The sequence below is a fragment of the Actinacidiphila sp. bgisy145 genome (assembly GCF_057708125.1).
On sequence record NZ_JBYIRL010000034.1, the window covers coordinates 69,144 to 88,110 of the forward strand.

Here is an 18,967-nt window from a genome sequence, read left to right on the forward strand (position 1 = left end):
GTGTGCAGCACAGTATGGCTGCCGTCTGCTACCTCTGCACACGCCTGGGGCCGCCGCGCGGTTCCTGGCCACCCTGTGCGCCGGGCCCGGCCCCGGACCCCGCCCTACCGGTAGTGCGCGCGCAGCGCGGTGTGCGCGTCGGGCGGGGCCGCGGTGCGGTCCAGGCCGAGCAGTGCCGCCCCGAGCACCGGGGGCGCGGTGACCACGTGCGCGCGGGCCTTGGGCGCGGCCGCGGCGAGCCCGGCGGTGACGCCGTCCAGCAGCCGGGCGTTGCCCGCCGCCAGCACCCCGCCGCCGAGCACCACGTCCACCTCGTCGTCGAGGAGTTCCAGCCGCCGCAGCGCGACCGTGGCGAGCGCGACCACCTCCTCGGCCTGCCGGTCGACGACGGACCGGGCCACCGGGTCGCCCGCGTCGGCGGTCGCGAAGAGCACCGGCGTCAGCTCGTACCGCCGCTCGTACGGGATGTGCGCCAGGTGCAGCGCCTCGATCAGCTCGTACATGGTGCGCAGCCCGAAGTGCGCGGGCAGTGCCGCGGCCAGCGCGGTCGGGCCGCCCCGGCCGTCCTCGGCGCGTGCGGCGAGGTACAGCGCCTCCTCGGCCAGGCCCGAACCGCCGCCCCAGTCACCGGAGATCTTCCCGATCGCGGGGAAGCGCGCGGTGCGCCCGTCCGGCAGCAGCCCGACGCAGTTGATCCCGGCGCCGCACACCACGGCGACGCCGCGCGGCTGCGCCACGCCCGCCCGCAGGACCGCGAACGTGTCGTTGGCGACGTGGGTCTCGCGCGCCCAGCCGCGCGCGTGCAGCGCCTGCCGCAACTGCCGCTCCTCGACCGGCAGATCGGCGTTGGCCAGGCACGCCGAGGTGTGCTCGGCCAGTGGCCGGCCGCCGCGGTCGCCCGCCGCGGGCAGCCCGGCGGCCGCGGCCGCGCGCTCCACCGCGTCGGCGACGACCGCCACGGCCCGGTCGACCCCGGTGACCGGCGGCTGGAAGCCGCCGGCGCGGGCGCCGCCCAGCACCCGTCCGTCGGCGGCGACCAGCGCCACGTCGGTCTTGCTGTTGCCCGCGTCGACGGCGAGGACGCCGCCGGGGACGAGCGGCTCGGATGTCACGCCCACGCGAAGTGCTCCCGGTTGTGCGCGATCAGCCGGTCGGTCAGGCCGTCGGCGTACGCGTACTGGCCGATCAGCGGGTGGGCCAGCAGCGCGGCGAAGACCCGGTCCCGGCCGCCGCGCAGCGCCGCGTCCAGCGCCAGGTCCTCGTACGCGGTGACGCTCGCGACCAGGCCGGCGAAGAGCGGCTCCAGCGGCGGCACCGGCAGCGGGGTGGCGCCGGTGCCGTCCACCCGCGCGGGCACCTCGACGACGGCGTCGTCCGGCAGGAAGGGCAGCGTGCCGTTGTTGTAGGTGTTGACCACCTGCACGTCGCCGGTCCACGACGGCGACGGCGGGCGCAGCAGCGAGGCGGCGAGCGCGACGGCCGCCTCGGAGTAGAAGGCGCCGCCCCGCTTGGACAGCAACTCCGGCTTCTCGTCCAGCGCCGGGTCGCCGTACATCGCCAGCAACTGCTTCTCCATCGCGGCGACTTCGGCGGCCCGCGACGGCTTGGTGCCCAGCTCGCGCACCACCGCGTCGTGCGCGTAGTAGTAGCGCAGGTAGTACGACGGCACGACGCCGAGCCGGTCCACCAGGGTGCGCGGCATGTGCAGGTCCTCGGCGATGGCGTCGCCGTGCTCGGCGAGCAGCCGCGGCAGCACGTCCGCGCCGTCCGGTCCGCCCAGCCGCACCCCGCGCTCCCAGGTGAGGTGGTTCAGGCCCACGTGGTCGAGGTGCACCTGCTCGGGGGTGACGTCCAGCAGCCGGGCGAACTTCCGCTGGAAGCCGATGGCCACGTTGCACAGGCCGACCGCCTTGTGCCCGGCCTGGAGCAGCGCCCGGGTGACGATGCCGACCGGGTTGGTGAAGTCGATGATCCAGGCGTCCGGGGCGGTCCTGCGCACCTGCTCGGCGATGTCGAGCACCACCGGCACGGTGCGCATCGCCTTGGCGAGCCCGCCCGCGCCGGTGGTCTCCTGGCCGACGCAGCCGCACTCCAGCGGCCAGGTCTCGTCCTGGTTGCGCGCGGCCTGTCCGCCGACGCGCAGTTGGAGCAGGACCGCGTCGGCGCCGGCCACGCCCGCGGCGACGTCGTCGGTGGTGACGATCCGCCCGGGGTGCCCCTGCTTCGCGAAGATCCGCCGGGCCAGCCCGCCGACCAGCTCCAGCCTTTCGGCGGCCGGGTCGATCAGCACCAGCTCCTCCACCGGCAGCGTGTCCCGCAACCGCGCGAACCCGTCGACCAGTTCGGGCGTGTAGGTGGAACCGCCGCCCACGACTGCGAGTTTCAACCTTTGACTCCTGTCAGCGTCACACCTTCGATGAAGGCTTTCTGTGCGAATGCGAGGAAGAGGACCACGACCACGGGGGCCGTCACGAGAACGGCGGCCGCCGGGTCGGATTGCCGTGGGTGTGGTGGCCGCCACGGGTGCGGTCGCGGGTGCGGGGTCAGCGGGAGGTGTCGAACACCTCGTCGCGGGTGGTGGCGAGCGCGCTCTCCAGGGCGCCGCTCAGCACGGGGTGCAGCGCGACGGTGCCGAGCACCAACCGGGGCCGGGGTACGGCCAGTTCGGCCAGCTCGGACTGGATCAGGGCGCGCAGCGGCTCGCCGCCGGAGACCGTGACGTCGCCGGCCAGCACGATCAGCTCCGGGTCGAGCACCGCGACGATCGAGGCGAGGCCGATGGCGTGCCCGGTAGCGCAGCGGGCCAGCAACTCCGCGTACGGGCCCGCGGGTTCGCCGCCGCCGTCCGCGCCGGCCGCCTCCTGGTGGAACTGCGCGGCCCGGCGCAGCAGTTCGGCCGCGGCGTCCTCCAGGCTGCCGTCCGGCACGTCGATCCCGAGTTCGCGGGCGATGCGCAGGACCGCGTTGCACCCGGCCAGCTCCTGGAAGCCGCCGTTGTTGGCCTTGGCGACGTTGCGGACCAGGGGGGTGCCGGGCACCGGCAGGAAGCCGACCTCGCCGGCGCCGCCGGTCCAGCCGCGGTGCAGCCGCCCGCCGAGGACGAAGGCCGCGCCGATGCCCTCCTCGTTCCACAGCAGCGCGAAGTCCCCGTGGCCGCGGGCCGCGCCGAGGCGCTGCTCGGCGATCGCGGCGAGGTTCACGTCGTTGTCGTACTCCAGCGGGATCGGCAGCGCGGCGGCCAGTTCGTCGAGCAGGCTGGGGGAGTGCCAGCCGGGCAGGTGGCTGGCGTAGCGCAGCCGCCCGGTGCTCGGGTCGAACGCGCCAGGGGTGCCGATCACCACCCGGTGCAGGTCGGCGCGGCCGAGCCCGGCGGCCTTCAGCGCGCCCTCCAGCGCCTGCACCACCTGCGGCACGGCGCTGCCGGCCGGGTGGGTCGGCGTGGGCAGCCGGAAGTCGCCGACCGTGCGGCCGGTGATGTCGGCGACCGCGGCCCTGATCCGCTCGGTCTTCACGTCGAGCCCGGCGACGTAGGCGGCCGCCGGGTTCACCGAGTACAACTGGGCGTTGGGCCCCGGGCGGCCCGCGGTGGTGCCGGTGGCCAGCACCAGCCCGGCCGCCTCCAGCCGCGCGAGCAACTGCGACGCGGTGGGCTTCGACAGGCCGGTGAGCTTGCCGATGCGGGTACGCGAGAGCGTGCCGTGCTCCAGCAGGAGGTCGAGCGCGGCGCGGTCGTTCATGGCGCGCAGGACGCGCGGCGTTCCGGGAGTGCCAGCCATGCGCGCCATCCTCCCCCAATTCACTGTTAGTAAACTTTCCTATCTGCAAATGTCAACATAGGCCCGCCCCCAGCCAAGCGTCAAGCCCCCCGCGGCCCCGCCCCCGCCCAACCCGTGATGAAGCGGTGTCAGCGCGCGCGGGTGGCGGTGAGGCCGAGCGCCTGGCGGACGGCGCGCTCCTGCTGCACCGAGTCCTCGCTCCGGAGGGCACGGGTGTCGCGCCTGATCGATGCGCGGGTGCTGTCCTCCGAAGCGTCGCGCCACCGCCCGGCGAGCAGGTCGACGCGGCGCAGCAGCGCGTCGAGCGGGCCCCTTGCGCGTGCGGGCCAGGTGCGCCGGCGCAGCAACTGCGCCTCGATGGTGAGCGAGTCGGCCATGCCGCCCGCCCACAACTGGTAGGAGGACAGGTCGTTCTCGCCCTGCGACGCCGGGTCCTGCGCGAGGGCGGTCTCCGGCCGGTCGGTGGCGTCGAGGTAGGCGTACTGGTCGGGGTCGAGCGTGGTCCGGTCGCGGCGCAGCGAGACGTCGCTCGTGCCGTCGCGGTGCGTCCAGTAGCAGATGATGTCCTGGTCGCCCGCGGCCCACTCCGCCCGCGTCGGCAGGAGGGAGCGGGCCAGGACCTCCGTCGGGGAGAGGGTCCAGCTGTCCATGTCGTAGGGCGTCACGAGGTTCTCGCAGTCGCCCTCGGCGGTGTCCGTCAGGTCCTCCGAGGAGGGGTAGGGCAGGCGGCCCTGGTAGAAGGTGAACCGGCCGTACACCTCGGCGTCGTGCCGGCTCGTGCACGGCACGATGTGCACGGGCGCGAGGGGCATCGTCGCACCGATGAGGGTGAGCGTGCGGTCCGCGGTGAAGCAGTCGCCCAGCGCCAGATGCCGCGGGTCGGGGTCGGCGGTGTGCGGGTCCGCCGACGGCGTGGGGCGCGCAGTCACGTGACCCCGGTGGTTCGAGGGCGCGGAGCCCTGGCACGACGCCAGCGCCAACGGCACGAGAAGGGCCGCCGCCGTGGCCGTGGACACGCGTCGGACGATCGACCGGCTGCTCACAGATCCCCCCAGATCCTCGCGCTCCCGCGGCCGTGCCGCACGGCGGGAGTGACGACCGTACCAACGGGGAAGCGGCCGTGTCCCGGGCGTTGTCCGGGCGGAAGAGGTGCGGCGGGAGCACCGGGCCCAAACCGGGCGGGGGCTTACGGGGTGGGGGAGGAGCTGCGGCGGTCGGCGTAGCTGCGGACGGCGCGGAGGAAGTCCAGTTCGCGGAAGGCGGGCCAGTAGGCTTCGCAGAAGTACAGCTCGGCGTGGGCGCTCTGCCACAGCAGGAAGTTGGACATCCGCTGCTCGCCGCTGGTGCGGATGACGAGGTCGGGGTCGGGCTGCCCGGCGGTGTACAGGTGCCGGGCCACGTCGTCGAGGTCGATCTCGTCGGCGAGTTCGCCCAGGGTGCGGCCCGACTCGGCTTGCTCGTAGAGCAGTTCGCGCAGCGCGTCGACCACTTCCTGGCGGCCGCCGTAGCCGATGGCGAGCGTGACGTGGGCCCCGGTCGCACAGCCGCTCGTCGCGGCCACCGCCTCCTTCAGCACGCGGGCGGTACGGTCGGGCAGCGCGTCCAGCGTTCCCGCGACGTGCAGTTGGCGGCGGGCGCCGGCCCCGGCCAGGCGCCGGCCGACCAGGTCCTCGATCAGGCCCATCAGGAAGGCCACTTCGGCGCTGTCGCGGCGGGCCAAATTCTCCGTGGAGCACACGAAGACCGTCACGTGGGTCACGCCCAGCCGGTCGCACCAGCCGAGCACCTCCTCCACGTGCTCGCCGCCCGCCCGGTGCCCCTGGCTCGGGCTGGCCAGGCCCATCTGCCGGGCCCAGCGCCGGTTGCCGTCCATGATCAGCCCGATGTGCCGCGGCAGCGGCCCGGACGCGGCGACCTTGCGGCGCAACCGCCGCGTGTACAGGGCATACAGCGGACCGGCCATGCGCATGCCGCGCTCCTTCCGGGACAGGCCGCGGACCCCTTCGTCGGACCCGCTACAACACGAAACGATGCCACGCCCGACCTGTTACGTCCCCCGGTCCGGCCGGAACCGCGGCCGCGCCCGCGCCCCCCGCGGCGTCAGGGGATCGCGGAGGCGGCGGGGAGGAGCGCCGTCGGCCAGCTGGCGGAGGAGGTCCACCGGTGCCAGCCCGCGGCGGGGGCGAAGGGCCCGTCGGCGCTCTTGATCATGGCCAGCACCTGGTCGCGGGCGGCCTCGACGGCGGCGTGGTCGGTGTCGTCGACGACGCCGAGCCGGCGCCCCTGGGCGTACTCGTCCTCGTCCTTCCAGGTCCACCGGGAGAGGTCGGGGCTGACGACGAGGTCGAGGAGGAGGTCGAAGGTGTCGAAGCCGAGGCCGGTGCGGCGCAGCGGCCGCTGGAAGTTGACGTACCAGTGGTCGAGGCGGTGGTCGCCGTCGGGCGCGTAGAAGGCGTTGACGCTGAAGTACGTCGCCGGGGGGTTCCAGAGCAGCAGGACGGTGTCCTGCCAGGTCCAGCGGCCCAGCCGCCAGTCGCCCGAGGCGAGGTCGTCCAGCGCCCGCATCCGCCCGACCCGCTGCCCGGACACCTGCGTCGCGATCCAGGCCGCCGGGGCCAGGGACTGGGCGCCGGGGCGGCAGGCCGCGACCAGCGCTTCGGGGTCGTCGTTCACCACGCGGAGCGCCTGGGCGCTCCAGACCCTGCCTCGGAAGACGTCCCTGCGGACGACCGTCGTTCCCGGGGCGAACGGTGCCATGTCGCCACCTCCTCGGCCGGATTCCTGCCCGGCGCCCGCGGCCGCCACCCCGGCGGGCGGAGGCACGCGACCGGCGCGGGTGGCCGCGGGCCGTACGCCGGGTGGGCGTACGGCCCGCGGTTCCCCCTGCCCTCGGACGGGCCGGCGCCGGACGGTCAGTGCCCGTGCGGCTGCGCCGGCATGCTCTGCGTCGCGCCGGGGCGCGACGGCATCGGCTGGGCGGCGGCCGCGGTCTGCGCGGCGAGGTTGGCCGCGGTGGTGCCCGGCTCGAACTGCGGGTTGCTCGGGGCCGGTTTGCGGTCGTTCAGGCGCAGCGCCCCGGTGAAGTCACCGAAGGTGCGGCGCCGCCAGGTGCTGATCGGGGTGAACTTCACCGGGCCGTTGCCGGACAGGCCGCCCGCCGCGGTGAGCGTCTCGATGAACTGCAGCCCGGAGGTGTGGTCGGAGACCTCGGAGAAGATCCGGCCGCCCACGGTCCACGGCGAGACGATGATGCACGGCACCCGGAAGCCGCCGCCGGCCGGCAGCCCGCCGCCCGGGGTGCCCTTCGGCGAGGGCACGGTGACGAACTCCTCGGGGTACCTGCGCGGGTCGGGCACCGGCGGCGGCACGTGGTCGAAGAACCCGTCGTTCTCGTCGTAGTTGAGCACGAAGACGGTCGAGTTCCACAGCTCCTCGTTGGCCGCGAGCGCCTCCAGCTTCGAGGCGAGGTACTGCGCCCCGGCCGCCGGGAGGTTCGGCGGGTGCTCGTCGGCCGCGCTCGGCATGTACAGCCAGGACACGTCCGCGAGGACCCCGTTGGCGCAGTCCTCCTCGAACCCGAGCGCCGGGTCGGCCGCCGCCGTCGGGTTCAGCGGGTCGCCGGCCTTCCCGGGCGTGCCGTCGCCGTACAGGGTGCCGCCGCTCATCACGGCGTTGTACAGCCCGGTGGGCACCGTCTTGTTCTGGAAGCTGGCGAACCAGGAGAAGACGTTGAACCCGCTGGTCGCGCCGGAGAAGTACGTCTTGACGCTGTACCCGGCGTCGTACAGGACCTCCGCCGCCGACGGGTGCGTCATCGGGTTGGGCGTGACCGTCTCCAGCACCGGCCCGCCGAACCTGCCCTGCGGGTCGTTGGTGCCGGACATCCACACCAGCCGGTTGGGGTCCGTCGGGCCGAGGATCGAGCAGTGGTAGTTGTCCAGCAGTGTGAAGGACTCCGCCAGCGCCCAGTGGAAGGGGATGTCCTCGCGGGTGAAGTACCCCATCGTGTAGGACCCGTTGACCTCGCCGTCGGAGGCGAGGTGGGTGGTCAGCCAGCCGTCCATCGCGCCGTGGTTCCACGAGGCGTGCTGGTCGCGCCAGTCGTGCGACAGCGACGGTATCGCGGCCGCGCCGGTGCTGATGGTGGACATGTGGAACGGCTCCAGGTAGCCGTCCGGGTTCGCCGGGTCGGGCTGCCGGAAGACGGAGTCGCCGTTGGGCAGCCTGATCGCGGTCGGGTCGCTGAAGCCGCGCGCGCCGGGGAACATGCCGAAGTAGTGGTCGAAGGACCGGTTCTCCATCATCACGTACACGACGTGCTTGATCTGGGACAGGCTGCCCTTGGCGGGGGTCGCGGCCGCGGCCCGCGCCAGGCTCTCCGGCAGCACGCCGGCCGCACCGGCGGCGCCGGCCAGTGTGGCGGCGCTGGTGATGAAGCGGCGGCGGGACATCCCCGAGCGGCCCGCGGCCGGGCCGGGGTTGCGGGAGTCGGTGGTGCTCATCGTCTCTCTCTTCCTCTCTCGTCGGGTCTCGGACCGGTCAGGACGTCGCGGGGGCCGTGGGCCCGGCCGCGTCGCCGGCCCGGGCGATCCCGAGCACCTGCGCCACCGCGTTGTTGTGGGTGTCGGCCACGTACAGCAGGTGCGTGGACAGGTCGACCGCGACCGCGATCGGGCTGTTGAGCCTGGAGGCGGTCGGCGCCGCGCCGCTGCTCTCGCCGCCGGGCGCGGCCGAGCTGTTGACCACGGTGGTGATGGTCCCGTCGGGGGTGACCATGCGGACCGCGTTGTTGACGGTGTCGGCGACGAACAGGTCGCCCGCGCCGTCCAGGGCCACGCCCTGCGGGTCGTTGAGCCGCGCGGAGGTGGCCGCGCCGCCGTCCCCGGCGAAGCCGCCGAGGCCGTCGTCGGCCCTGGCCGCGGCGTAGTCGCCCGCCACGGTGCTGATCGCCCCGGACGCCGCGTCCACCCGGCGGATCACGTTGTTCGCCGAGTCCGCGACGTAGAGGTTGCCCTTGGCGTCCAGGGCCAGCCCGGTGGGCTGGTCGAGCTGGGCGCGGGTGGCGGCCTTGCCGTCGCCGGCGTACCCGGCGCGGCCGGTGCCGATCACCCGGACGACCTTGTGCCTGGTGTTCACCTCGAGGACGCGGTTGTTGCGGGTGTCGGAGACGTACACGTCGCCCGCGCTGTCGACCGCCACGGCCGCCGGGCCGTCGAGCTGCGTGGTGAGCGCGTTGGCGGAGGACCGGCTGCCCGCGGTCCCGGTGCCGGCGAAGCGCGAGATCACGCCCTTCGCGGAGACCTCGCGGACCACGTTGTCGCCGCTGTCGGCGATGAAGACGTCGCCGCTGCCGTCCACGGCGGTGCCGGCCGGCTGGTAGAGCGTCGCGTCGGTGGCCTTGCCGCCGTCGCCCTTCTCCCCGCTGTCCTCCAGCTGTCCGGCGATGACGCTGGTGGCGCCGTCGCGCAGCCGCGCCACCACGTTGTCACCGGTGTTGGAGACGTAGACCGAGCCGTCGCCGACGCTCGCCAGCTCCGCCCGCAGGTTCGCCTTCGTGCCCGCGGCGCCCTGGGACTGCGCCTGCGGGGAGCCACCGCCGACGGAGATGCCCGCCGGCCGGTACAGCGAGCCCGGCGTCACGTTGGGCACGACCGCGCCGGTGCCTGGGTCCACGTGGGTGCCGGGGATGTCGCCGACCGAGGTGTACGGCATGGTCTGGAGCACCGGCCCGGACGGCACCGCGTCGGAGCCGATCCTCAGGTCGAGGTTATCGGCGGTGCCGTCGGAGTTGGCGCCGCTGCTCACGCCGACCGTCGCGATGGTGACCACGACCTTCGCGGTGCCGTCGGGCACCGTGCCGTACCATGCCTGGTGGACCAGGCTGGAGACGTTGCCGCGCTGGGCGGCGGTGACCGGGCCGATCACGCCCGAGCCGAGCGTGCCGCCCTGGTCGTCCACGAACGCGGCCGTGACGGTGGCGTAGTCGCTCTGCGTGGCGTAGCCGCCGAGGTCGCCGGAGAGCTCGAACGGCTGGTCGCCGGTGCTGAGCGCACCCAGGTCGACGGTCTGCACGCCGGTGGTGGCGATGCCCGGGATCGACACGGTGCTGGGGTTGGTGCCGCCGTAGAAGACCCGGCCGCCGGTCACGCCCGGGTACGTCGACGCGCGCGACTCCTGTGTGCCGTCGGGGGCGTTGAGCGGGGAGGCGCTGGTCCAGCAGTCGGCGATGGTCTGGTCGTCGCCCAGCGGCGCGCCGAGCGCGGTGGCCGCGGTGAAGTCCTCGGCGCCGGGGTTGGCGATGAGGTTGGCGTTCAGGGCCGGGGTGACCTGGTCGGCGGCCGGGCAGGGCGCGGTGTACGTCTGGCCGACCGTCTTCTGGCCGATCGTCAGGTTGAGGTTGTCGGCCGTGCCGTCGTTGCCGGAGTCGTCGGCGACGGCCGCCGTGACGATCGTGACGAGGATCTTCTTCGTGCCCGCCGGGACCGTGCCGTATGTGCCGTCGGAGAGCAGCTCGGTGGTGTTCGCGCGCTGGGCGGCGGTGGCCGGGCCGATGCCGGCCGTGCCGAGAGCGGCGCCGTCGGCGTCCTCGAAAGTGGCGGTGACCTGGGCGAAGTCGCCCTGTGCGGCGGACCCGCCGACCTGGCCGGTCAGCTTGTACGGCTTGCCGTCCACGTCCAGCGCGCTGACGTCGACCAGCTGGGTGCCGCTGGTGACGGTGCCCGCCGCCGATACGCCGTCCGGGCTGCTGCCGCCGTGGAAGACGCGGTCGCCGGTGGTGCCGGGGGCGGTGGAGGCGCGCGACTCCTGGGTGGCGTCGGGGGCGCCCAGCGGCGAGTTGCTGGTCCAGCAGTCGGCGATGGCCTGGTCGTCGCCGTCGGGGGCGCCGAGCGCGGTGGCCGCGGTGGCGTCCTCGGCGCCGGGGTTGGCGATGAGGTTGCTGTCCAGGGCGGGGGTGACCTGGTCGGCGGCCGGGCAGGGCGCGGTGTAGTGCTGGCCGGTGCCGTCGGCGGCGATCGTCAGGTCGAGGTCGTCGGCCCGGCCGTCGATGCCGTACCCGGCGCTGACGCCGGTCGAGGCGATGGTGACCAGGACCTGCTGGGTGCCGGCCGGGACGGTGCCGGCCGCCGCCTGCGGGACGAGGCTGGTGACGCTGCCGCGCTGCCCGGCGTTGACCGGGCCGAGCACCGCGGAGCCGAGGGTGGCGCCCTTGGCGTCCTGGAACGCGGCCGTCACCGTGGCGTAGTCGGCCTGCGTGGTGTAGCCGCCGATCGCGCCGGTCAGGGTGAACGCCTTGCCGCCCGCGTCCAGCGCGCCGACGTCGATCATCTGGGTGGCGATCGTGGTGACGCCGACGATCGACACCTGCGGGGAGTCGTAGTCGTAGCCGCCGTAGAAGGTGCGCTTGCCGGTCTGGCCCGGCTCCGAGGACGCGGCCGACTCCAGGACCGCGCCGGGCGCGTTCATCGGGGAGGAGGCGTCCCAGCAGTCGGGGACGTCCTGCGGGTCGCCCGCCGGGGCGCCGAGCGCGGTGACCGCGGTGAAGTCCTCCGCGCCCGGGTTGGCGATGAGGTTGGTGCCCAGGGCGGGGGTCACCACGTCGGCGTCGGGGCAGGCGGCGGAGAAGCGCTGGCCGGTGGTGGCCGCGGTGGCGGTGCTGCCGTCGGCGTCGGCCCCGACGAGGCCGAGGACGGTCAGCGCCGCGGCGGCCGCGGCCACGGTTCTCCAGCCGACCTTGAGTTGAGGGATCATGGCCCTCATTCACAGCCAGCGCCACGGACGCCGCGCGGCCCGGTTCCGGCGGGACGATGGATGTTGTGTGAACATTCCTCAGCCGGCCTGCGAATTGCGCCCGTTGGGCCGCATAGGCGTCGGCGCGGCCGCCGGATGGACGGTCCGGCGCCGCCCCGCACTTACGCTGGTGCGCGTGCCCGCCTCCGCCCTGCAACGCGTCGCCGTCCTCGTGCTCGAAGGGGCCAAGCCGCTCGACGTCGGGATTCCCGCGCAGGTCTTCTCGACCCGCGCGAGCATGCCGTACGAGGTGCGGGTGTGCGGTGCGGCGCCGGGTCTGGTCACCGGCGGCGACGGGCTGTCGTACCACGTCGCCGACGGCCTCGACGCGCTCGCCTGGGCCGAGATCGTCTTCATCCCCGGCTACCGCTTCCCCGACCGCGACGACCCGCCGCCGGCCGTCGTCGAGGCGCTGGTCGCCGCCCACCGCCGCGGCGCGCGGCTCGCCGCGATCTCCACCGGCGCCTTCGCACTGGCCGCCACCGGCCTGCTCGACGGCCGCCGCGCCACCACCCACTGGCACTACACGCGGGCGCTCGCCGTGAAGCACCCCCGGGTGCGGGTGGACGAGAACGTCCTGTTCGTCGACGAAGGCAGCGTGCTGACCTCGGCCGGCGCCGCCTCCGGGATCGACCTGTGCCTGCACGTGCTGCGCCGCGACCTGGGGGTGGCCGCCTCCAACCACGCGGCGCGGCGGCTGGTCGCGGCCCCGTACCGCAGTGGCGGCCAGGCGCAGTACGTGCCGCGCAGCGTGCCCGAGCCGCTGGGGGAGCGGTTCGCCGCCACCCGGGAGTGGGCGCTGCGCCGGCTCGGCGAGCCGCTCACCCTGGAGGTGCTGGCCCGCCACGCGGCGGTCTCGCCCCGGACGTTCTCGCGCCGCTTCACCGAGGACACCGGGTACACGCCGATGCAGTGGGTGATGCGGGCCCGGGTGGACGTGGCGCGGGAGCTGCTGGAGCGCTCCGGGCGCAGCGTCGAGCAGATCGCGGCGGACGTGGGGCTGGGGACGGGGGCGAACCTGCGGCTGCACTTCCAGCGGACGCTGGGGACGACACCGAGCGAGTACCGGCGGACGTTCACGCGCGGCGAGTAGCGGCGAGTAGCGGCGAGTAGCGGCGAGTAGCGGCGGGCCCCGGCGAGTCTCGGCGCGGGGCCGGTACGGTGCCGGGCGTACGGCGCAGGCGGTCCTACGGCGTGCGTGGCGCGATCCTTGCGAACCGTGGCGCTCGTGCCCAGGCCGTACCCGGCCGCCGCGCGCCACCCTGGAAGGCGAACCGGACAGTCACCCGCAGGGACCTGCGGAGACTTCAGGAACCGTGCCAGGACTGGGGACACTTCTCATGACCCGCATCGCCATCAACGGATTCGGCCGCATCGGACGCAACGTGCTGCGCGCGCTGCTGGAGCGCGACACCGAACTGGAGGTCGTGGCCGTCAACGACCTCACCGAGCCGGCCGCGCTCGCCCGCCTGATCGCCTTCGACTCGACCGCCGGCCGCCTCGGCCGCCCGGTGAGCGTCGACGGCGACGTCCTCGTGGTGGACGGCCGCCGGATCAAGGTGCTCGCCGAGCGCGAACCCGCGCAGCTGCCGTGGGCGGAGCTCGGCGTGGACATCGTGCTGGAGTCCACCGGCCGCTTCACCGCCGCGAAGGCCGCGCGCGCCCACCTCGACGCCGGCGCCCGCAAGGTCCTGGTCAGCGCGCCCTCCGACGGCGCCGACGTGACCCTGGCGTTCGGCGTCAACACCGAGGCGTACGACCCGGCCCTGCACACGGTCGTCTCGAACGCCTCCTGCACCACCAACGCGCTCGCCCCGCTCGCCGCGGTCCTGCACGACCTCGCCGGGATCGAGCACGGCTTCATGACCACGGTGCACGCCTACACCCAGGAGCAGAACCTCCAGGACGGCCCGCACCGCGACCCGCGCCGGGCTCGTGCCGCGGGCGTCAACATCGTGCCCACCACCACCGGCGCGGCCAAGGCGATCGGCCTGGTCCTGCCCGACCTCGACGGCAAGCTCTCCGGCGACTCCATCCGGGTGCCCGTCCCCGTCGGCTCGATCGTCGAACTCAACACGACCGTCGCCCGCGACGTCACCCGCGACGAGGTCCTCGCCGCCTACCGTGCCGCCGCCGACGGCCGGCTCGCCGGTGTCCTGGAGTACTCCGAGGACGCCCTCGTCTCCTCCGACATCACCGGCAACCCCGCCTCCGCGATCTTCGACTCCGCCCTCACCCGCGTCGACGGCCGCCACATCAAGGTCGTCGCCTGGTACGACAACGAGTGGGGCTTCTCCAACCGCGTCATCGACACCCTCCAACTCCTCGCCGCCTCCTGACCCTTGCCCCCCGGGTTCGCCCGGGGCACCGACCGGCCCCGTGCGCCCGAAGGCCGCGGGGCTCGGGCGGTCCGGGTGAAGGCCGGGTGGCCTAGGCTGCGCGGGTGGACGCGAGACCTGAGCTGACTCTTCTGCCGCGGGTGGCGTGGCGCGGGCAGGAGGTCAACGCGCCGCGGCTGCGGGCGCTGCTGGCGCTGCTGGCCGGGGAGCTGCGGGGCGGGTGCGGCACGGAGCGGCTGGTGCGCGGGCTGTGGCCGGAGGAGTTGCCGGAGCGGCCGGGCAAGGCGCTCCAGGTGATCGTGTCCCGGGCACGGGCGCAGTGGGGCGCGGAGGTCATCGAGAGCACCCCGGGCGGATACCGCCTGGCCCTGACCGAGGAACAGGTGGACAGCTCCGCCCTGTTGCTCGCCGCATCCACGGGCGCCGAGCGGGCCCGGGCCGGCGACCACGCGGGAGCGCTGGCGGCCGCCGAGACCGGCCTCGCACTGTGGGCGGAGGTCCCCGACGACTCCCACGACGCCGGCTCCGCGACCGACCCCGTCGCCGCGCTGCGCGCCGAACGCCGCCCCGTGCGCGACGCGTTGGCCCGTACCCGGGCCCTGGCCCTGGCCCGGCTGGGCCGGTACACCGAGGCCGCCGGCCCCCTCGCGCAGGCCGCCGCCGCCCACCCGCACGACGAGGAAGTCCTCGCCGAACTCCTGCGCACGCAGGCGGCGACGGCCGGCCCGTCCGCCGCGCTCACCCGCTACGAGGCGTACCGCCGCGGCCTGCGCGACCGGCTCGGCACCGCGCCGGGCGCCCGACTGCGGGCCGTGCAGCAGGAGTTGCTGCGCGAACAGACTCCCGCGGCCGTGCACGGCGTACCGCACGAACCGAACCCGCTGCTCGGCCGCGACGCGGACGTCGAGGCGGTGCTGCACCTGCTGCGCGACGCCCGCGCCGTGACCGTGGTCGGCCCCGGCGGCCTCGGCAAGACCCGGCTCGCCCATGCCGTCAGCCGCCGGGCCGAAGGGCGCGTCGTGCACTTCGTGCCGCTCGCCGGGGTCACCGCCGACCAGGAGGTGGCCGCCGAGGTGGCGACGGCGCTCGGCGCGGGGGACGCCCGGCACCCCGCCTCCACCGCACCCGCCTCCACCTCCACCGCACCCGACCCGGTGCCCGGCATCCTCGGCGCCCTCGGCCCCGCCCCCGCCCTCCTCGTCCTCGACAACTGCGAGCAGGTCGTCCACGGCGCCGCCGACCTCGTACGGGCCCTCGTCGCCTCCACGCGCGACCTGCGGGTGCTTGCCACCAGCCGCGCCCCGCTCGACCTCACCTCCGAGGCGGTGTACGCCCTGCCCGCCCTCGGCCCCGCCACCTCCGCCGAGCTGTTCACCCAGCGCGCCCGCGCCGCCCGCCCCGGCGCCGACCTGCCCCCGGACGCCGTCGCCGAGCTGTGCCGCCACCTCGACGGGCTGCCCCTCGCCCTGGAACTGGCCGCCGCCCGCGTCCGCGCGCTGTCGGTCCCGGAGATCGCCCGCCGCCTCGGCGACCGCTTCGCGCTGCTGCGCGGCGGCGCCCGGGACACCCCCGCACGCCACCGCACCCTGCACGCCGTCGTCGCGTGGAGCTGGAACCTGCTCGCCGAGGACGCCGCCGCCGCGCTGCGCCTGCTGTCCGTCTTCCCCGGCGGCTTCTCCGGCGCCGCCGCGGACCACGTCCTCGGCGCCGACGCGCTGCCCGTCCTGGAGCAACTGGCCGACCAGTCCCTGCTCACCGTGGCCGACACCCCTGCCGGCACCCGCTTCCGGATGCTGGAGACCGTACGGGAGTTCAGCGCCGCGCGCCGCGCCGAGGCCGGCGAGCAGGACGAGGCCGCCGACCGCTTCCTGCGCTGGGCCCGGGACTTCGGCGCCGCCCACCACGGCGTGCCCTTCGGCCCCGAACCCCGCGCGGCCTGGGAGCTGATCAGACCCGAGCAGGACAACCTCGTCCTCGCCCTGCGGCACGCCCTGGCCCGCGGTGACGGCGCCACCACCGCCGCCGTCACCGCGGTGCTCGCCGCCCTGTGGTCCAGCGACGCCGGCTACGCCCGCCTGCTCACCCTCGCCGCAGACACCGGCCCCGCCCTCTCGCACCACCGCCCCGCGCCCGAACACGCCGAAGTCGCCCGCGCCGCCGCCGTGATGTGCACCGCGGGCCTGCTCATGGGCCACGGCCCGCGTCCGCTGCGCCAACTCGCCACGCTGCGGCGGCTGCCCGCGGCCACCCCCGACACCCTGCTGGGCGCTGCCGCGCTGGTCCTCCTCGCCGTCCCCCGGATACGGCCCCCCGACTTCGCGGTGCTGAACGAACTGTGCGGCAGCGACCGCCCGTTGGTCGCCGGCATCGCCGAGAGCATCGCCACCTACGTCTGGGAGGCCGAGCACGACCCCGACCGCGCGCTCGCCTCCGCCCACCGCGTCGTCACCGAACTGGCCCCGGCCGGCAGCCCGTCGATGCGCCTGGTCGGGCACTCCCGACTGAGCGAGCTGTACCTGCGGGTCGGGCGCGGCGAGGAGGCGTACCGCCATCTCCTCGCGGTACTGGACGTGTTGCCGCTCCTCAACGACGGGCAGGAGCACCTCTTCGTCCGCTCCTCCCTCGTCCTCGCCTGCCTCCAGCGCGGCGACCTCGACGAGGCCGAGTTCTGGCTCGCGCAGTGCGAACGGGACGCCGCGCGGCGGCAGGACGCGCACTACCGGCCGGACCTGGCCGGCCGCGCCGAGGTCGCGCTGGCGCGCGGGGAGACCGAGACGGGGCTCGGCCTGTGGCGCGAGGTGGGGGAGCGGATGCGCGCGGGGGCCGGACCGGCCGCCGCCGAGCCGGCCCTGCCCGACCCCTGGACGCTGCACCTCCAGGCGGCCCTGGTCACCGCCCACGCGCACGCCGGCCGCCTCGACCTCGCCGAGCCCCAACTCGCGGAGCTGCGAAGCTCCTTGCGCCTGCTGCTGGCCGCGGACACCGCGCCCGGCGCGTCCGCGCAACTCCCCCTGTACGGCACCGCGCTGCACGCCCTCGGCATGGCCGGCCTCACCCGCGGCGACCCCGCCCCCGCCGTCCGCATGCTCGCCCTGGCCGAACGGCTGCACGTCCTGCGGGAGTTCCAGCCGACGATGTCCGCGGACCGCGCCCGGCGGGCGGCCGAGAACGCCGACCGGGCGGCGTACCGCGACGCGGTGTCGCGGTACGCCGCCCTGGCACGGGACGACCTCCGGGCCGCCGCTCGCGCCCTCGTCACCGACCGCGGTTGAAAGACCTCATCGACCAGCGGTAGCCCAGCACCGTCAGACCGGCGCACCACGCCAGCGCGATCCACCCGTTGTCCCCGATGCCCGTGCCCAGCAGCAGCCCGCGCAGCGTCTCGATGGCCGGTGTGAACGGCTGGTACTTCGCGATCGGCTGGAACCAGCCCGGCATCGTGTCCGCCGGGATGAACGCGCTGGAGATCAGCGGCAGCAGGATCAGCGGCATCGCGCTGTTCCCGGCGGCCTCGGCGTTCGGGCTCGCCATCCCCATCCCGACCGCGACCCAGGTCAGCGCCAGTGCGAACAGCGCGAGCAGCCCGAACGCGGACAGCCACTCCAGCGCGCCCGCGCCGGTGGACCGGAACCCGACGGCCACGGCGACGGCGCCGACCAGCACCAGACTGGCCAGCACCTGGAGCACGCTGCCCACGACATGCCCGATGATCGGGGCGCCGCGGTGGATCGCCATCGTGCGGAACCGGTCCATGATGCCCTCGGACATGTCGGTGGCCACCGACACCGCCGCCCCGATCACGGTGCTGCCGATCGTCATCATCAGGATGCCCGGGACCAGGTAGGCGACGTAGTCCGCGCGGTTCGCGGTCGCGCCCCCGATGCCCGCGCTCATCACGTCGCCGAAGACGTAGACGAAGAGCAGGAGCAGCATGATCGGGGTGAGCAGGAGGTTGAGGGTGAGGGAGGGGTAGCGGCGCGCGTGGAGGAGGTTGCGGCGCAGCATCGTGTGGGAGTCGCGGACGGCCAGGGGGAGGGCGCTCATCGGGTCTCTTCCTTCCGGAGGGTGCTGCTGCTGCCGGGCTGCGCGGGGACGTCGCGGCCGCCGGTGAGGGCGAAGAACACGTCGTCGAGGTCGGTGGTGTGCACGGTCAGCTCGTCCGCCTCGACACCGGCGGCGTCCAACCGGTCCAGTACGGACCGCAGTTCGCGCTGGCTGCCGTCGCTGGGGACCCGCAGGGTCAGGGCCTCCTCGTCCCCGCCCGCCCCGCGCAGTGCCGCTGCCGCCGACCGGTACGCGGCCGGGTCCGTGAACCGCAGCCGTACGTGCCCGCCCGGGACGAGCCGCTTCAGCTCCTCCGCGGTGCCCTCGGCCGCGATCCGGCCCTCGCTCAACACCGCGATACGGTCCGCGAGTTCGTCGGCCTCCTCCAGGTACTGCGTGGTGAGGAACACCGTCACCCCGTCGGCGACCAGCCCCCGTACGATGCCCCACATCGTGTGGCGGCTGCGCGGGTCCAGCCCCGTGGTCGGCTCGTCCAGGAAGATGATCCGCGGGCCGCCCACCAGCGTCATCGCGAGGTCCAGCCGCCGCTTCATCCCCCCGGAGTACGTCGACGCCGGCTTCCTCGCCGCCTCGTCCAGGCCGAACCGCGCCAGCAGTTCCGCGGCCACCCGGCGGCCCTCGCGGCGCGGCAGATGGTGCAGGTCCGCCATCAGCAGCATGTTCTCCTCGCCGGTGATCAACCCGTCCACCGCGGAGAACTGCCCTGTCACCCCGATCGCCGCCCGCACCTGCTGCGCCCCGGCCACCACGTCGTGGCCGCCGACCCGCACGTGTCCGGCGTCCGCCGCGACCAGCGTCGACAGCACCTTCACCGCGGTCGTCTTCCCGGCCCCGTTCGGCCCCAGCAGCGCGAACACGGTGCCTGCGGACACCACCATGTCCACCCCGTCGAGGACCACCTTGTCCCCGTACGCCTTCCGCAGCCCGCTCGCCTCGATGGCGGGCCCACCCGATGTCGTCGTCATGCCCCGGAGCTTCCCGCCCCCCGGCTTCACCGCG

At 74.8% G+C, this 18,967-nt stretch carries 13 protein-coding genes; 3 read left to right on the plus strand and 10 right to left on the minus strand.

Annotated features, from left to right (window positions below):
- Positions 1-104 precede the first annotated feature (104 nt).
- The 8 genes from AC3ERT_RS27285 to AC3ERT_RS27320 all read right to left on the minus strand — a co-directional run bounded on the left by AC3ERT_RS27285 (position 105) and on the right by AC3ERT_RS27320 (position 11,525).
- Positions 105-1,118 carry an N-acetylglucosamine kinase gene (locus tag AC3ERT_RS27285; protein WP_335977993.1) on the minus strand — a complete coding sequence of 338 codons (1,014 nt, stop codon included), beginning with the start codon at positions 1,116-1,118 and terminating at the stop codon, positions 105-107.
- A complete protein-coding gene (locus AC3ERT_RS27290; protein WP_435177329.1) occupies positions 1,109-2,386 on the minus strand; it encodes a family 4 glycosyl hydrolase in 1,278 nt (425 codons plus the stop codon). The genes AC3ERT_RS27285 and AC3ERT_RS27290 overlap by 10 nt, the downstream gene beginning before the upstream one ends.
- Positions 2,387-2,543: 157 nt before the next feature.
- On the minus strand, positions 2,544-3,785 hold the full coding sequence (locus AC3ERT_RS27295) for an ROK family transcriptional regulator (RefSeq protein ID WP_335977997.1): 1,242 nt from the start codon (positions 3,783-3,785) through the stop codon (positions 2,544-2,546).
- A 119-nt stretch (positions 3,786-3,904) separates the two neighbouring features.
- A complete protein-coding gene (locus tag AC3ERT_RS27300) occupies positions 3,905-4,705 on the minus strand; it encodes a septum formation family protein (protein ID WP_435136334.1) in 801 nt (266 codons plus the stop codon).
- A 257-nt stretch (positions 4,706-4,962) separates the two neighbouring features.
- Entirely contained in the window at positions 4,963-5,745 is a 783-nt protein-coding gene (gene uppS / locus AC3ERT_RS27305) for a polyprenyl diphosphate synthase (protein WP_435136331.1), read from the minus strand.
- A gap of 131 nt (positions 5,746-5,876) precedes the next feature.
- On the minus strand, positions 5,877-6,533 hold the full coding sequence (locus tag AC3ERT_RS27310; protein ID WP_435177332.1) for a ribonuclease FAU-1 family protein: 657 nt from the start codon (positions 6,531-6,533) through the stop codon (positions 5,877-5,879).
- Positions 6,534-6,688: 155 nt separating this feature from the next.
- Complete coding sequence (locus tag AC3ERT_RS27315; RefSeq protein WP_435130251.1) at positions 6,689-8,278, minus strand: phospholipase C; 1,590 nt, start codon at positions 8,276-8,278, stop codon at positions 6,689-6,691.
- A 37-nt stretch (positions 8,279-8,315) separates the two neighbouring features.
- Positions 8,316-11,525: an NHL domain-containing protein gene (locus tag AC3ERT_RS27320; protein ID WP_435177334.1), complete on the minus strand. Its 3,210-nt coding sequence runs from the start codon at positions 11,523-11,525 to the stop codon at positions 8,316-8,318.
- Positions 11,526-11,700: 175 nt separating this feature from the next.
- Between AC3ERT_RS27320 and AC3ERT_RS27325 the strand changes: the two genes are divergently transcribed.
- From AC3ERT_RS27325 to AC3ERT_RS27335, 3 genes are all read left to right on the plus strand, one after another.
- Complete coding sequence (locus tag AC3ERT_RS27325; RefSeq protein ID WP_335978006.1) at positions 11,701-12,657, plus strand: GlxA family transcriptional regulator; 957 nt, start codon at positions 11,701-11,703, stop codon at positions 12,655-12,657.
- A 247-nt stretch (positions 12,658-12,904) separates the two neighbouring features.
- On the plus strand, positions 12,905-13,903 hold the full coding sequence (gap, locus tag AC3ERT_RS27330) for a type I glyceraldehyde-3-phosphate dehydrogenase (RefSeq protein ID WP_335978008.1): 999 nt from the start codon (positions 12,905-12,907) through the stop codon (positions 13,901-13,903).
- Between the two features lie 104 nt (positions 13,904-14,007).
- Positions 14,008-17,175: an ATP-binding protein gene (locus AC3ERT_RS27335; RefSeq protein WP_435177336.1), complete on the plus strand. Its 3,168-nt coding sequence runs from the start codon at positions 14,008-14,010 to the stop codon at positions 17,173-17,175.
- On the opposite strand, the gene AC3ERT_RS27340 is transcribed toward AC3ERT_RS27335, so the two are convergent.
- Both AC3ERT_RS27340 and AC3ERT_RS27345 read right to left on the minus strand, forming a co-directional pair.
- Positions 17,159-17,947, minus strand: coding sequence for an ABC transporter permease (locus AC3ERT_RS27340; protein ID WP_435130261.1), 789 nt, complete (start codon positions 17,945-17,947; stop codon positions 17,159-17,161). The genes AC3ERT_RS27335 and AC3ERT_RS27340 overlap by 17 nt on opposite strands.
- Positions 17,944-18,933, minus strand: a complete 990-nt coding sequence (locus tag AC3ERT_RS27345; protein WP_435177338.1) for an ATP-binding cassette domain-containing protein — start codon at positions 18,931-18,933, stop codon at positions 17,944-17,946. Before AC3ERT_RS27345 ends, AC3ERT_RS27340 begins: the two co-directional genes overlap by 4 nt.
- Between the last annotated feature and the right edge of the window lie 34 nt (positions 18,934-18,967).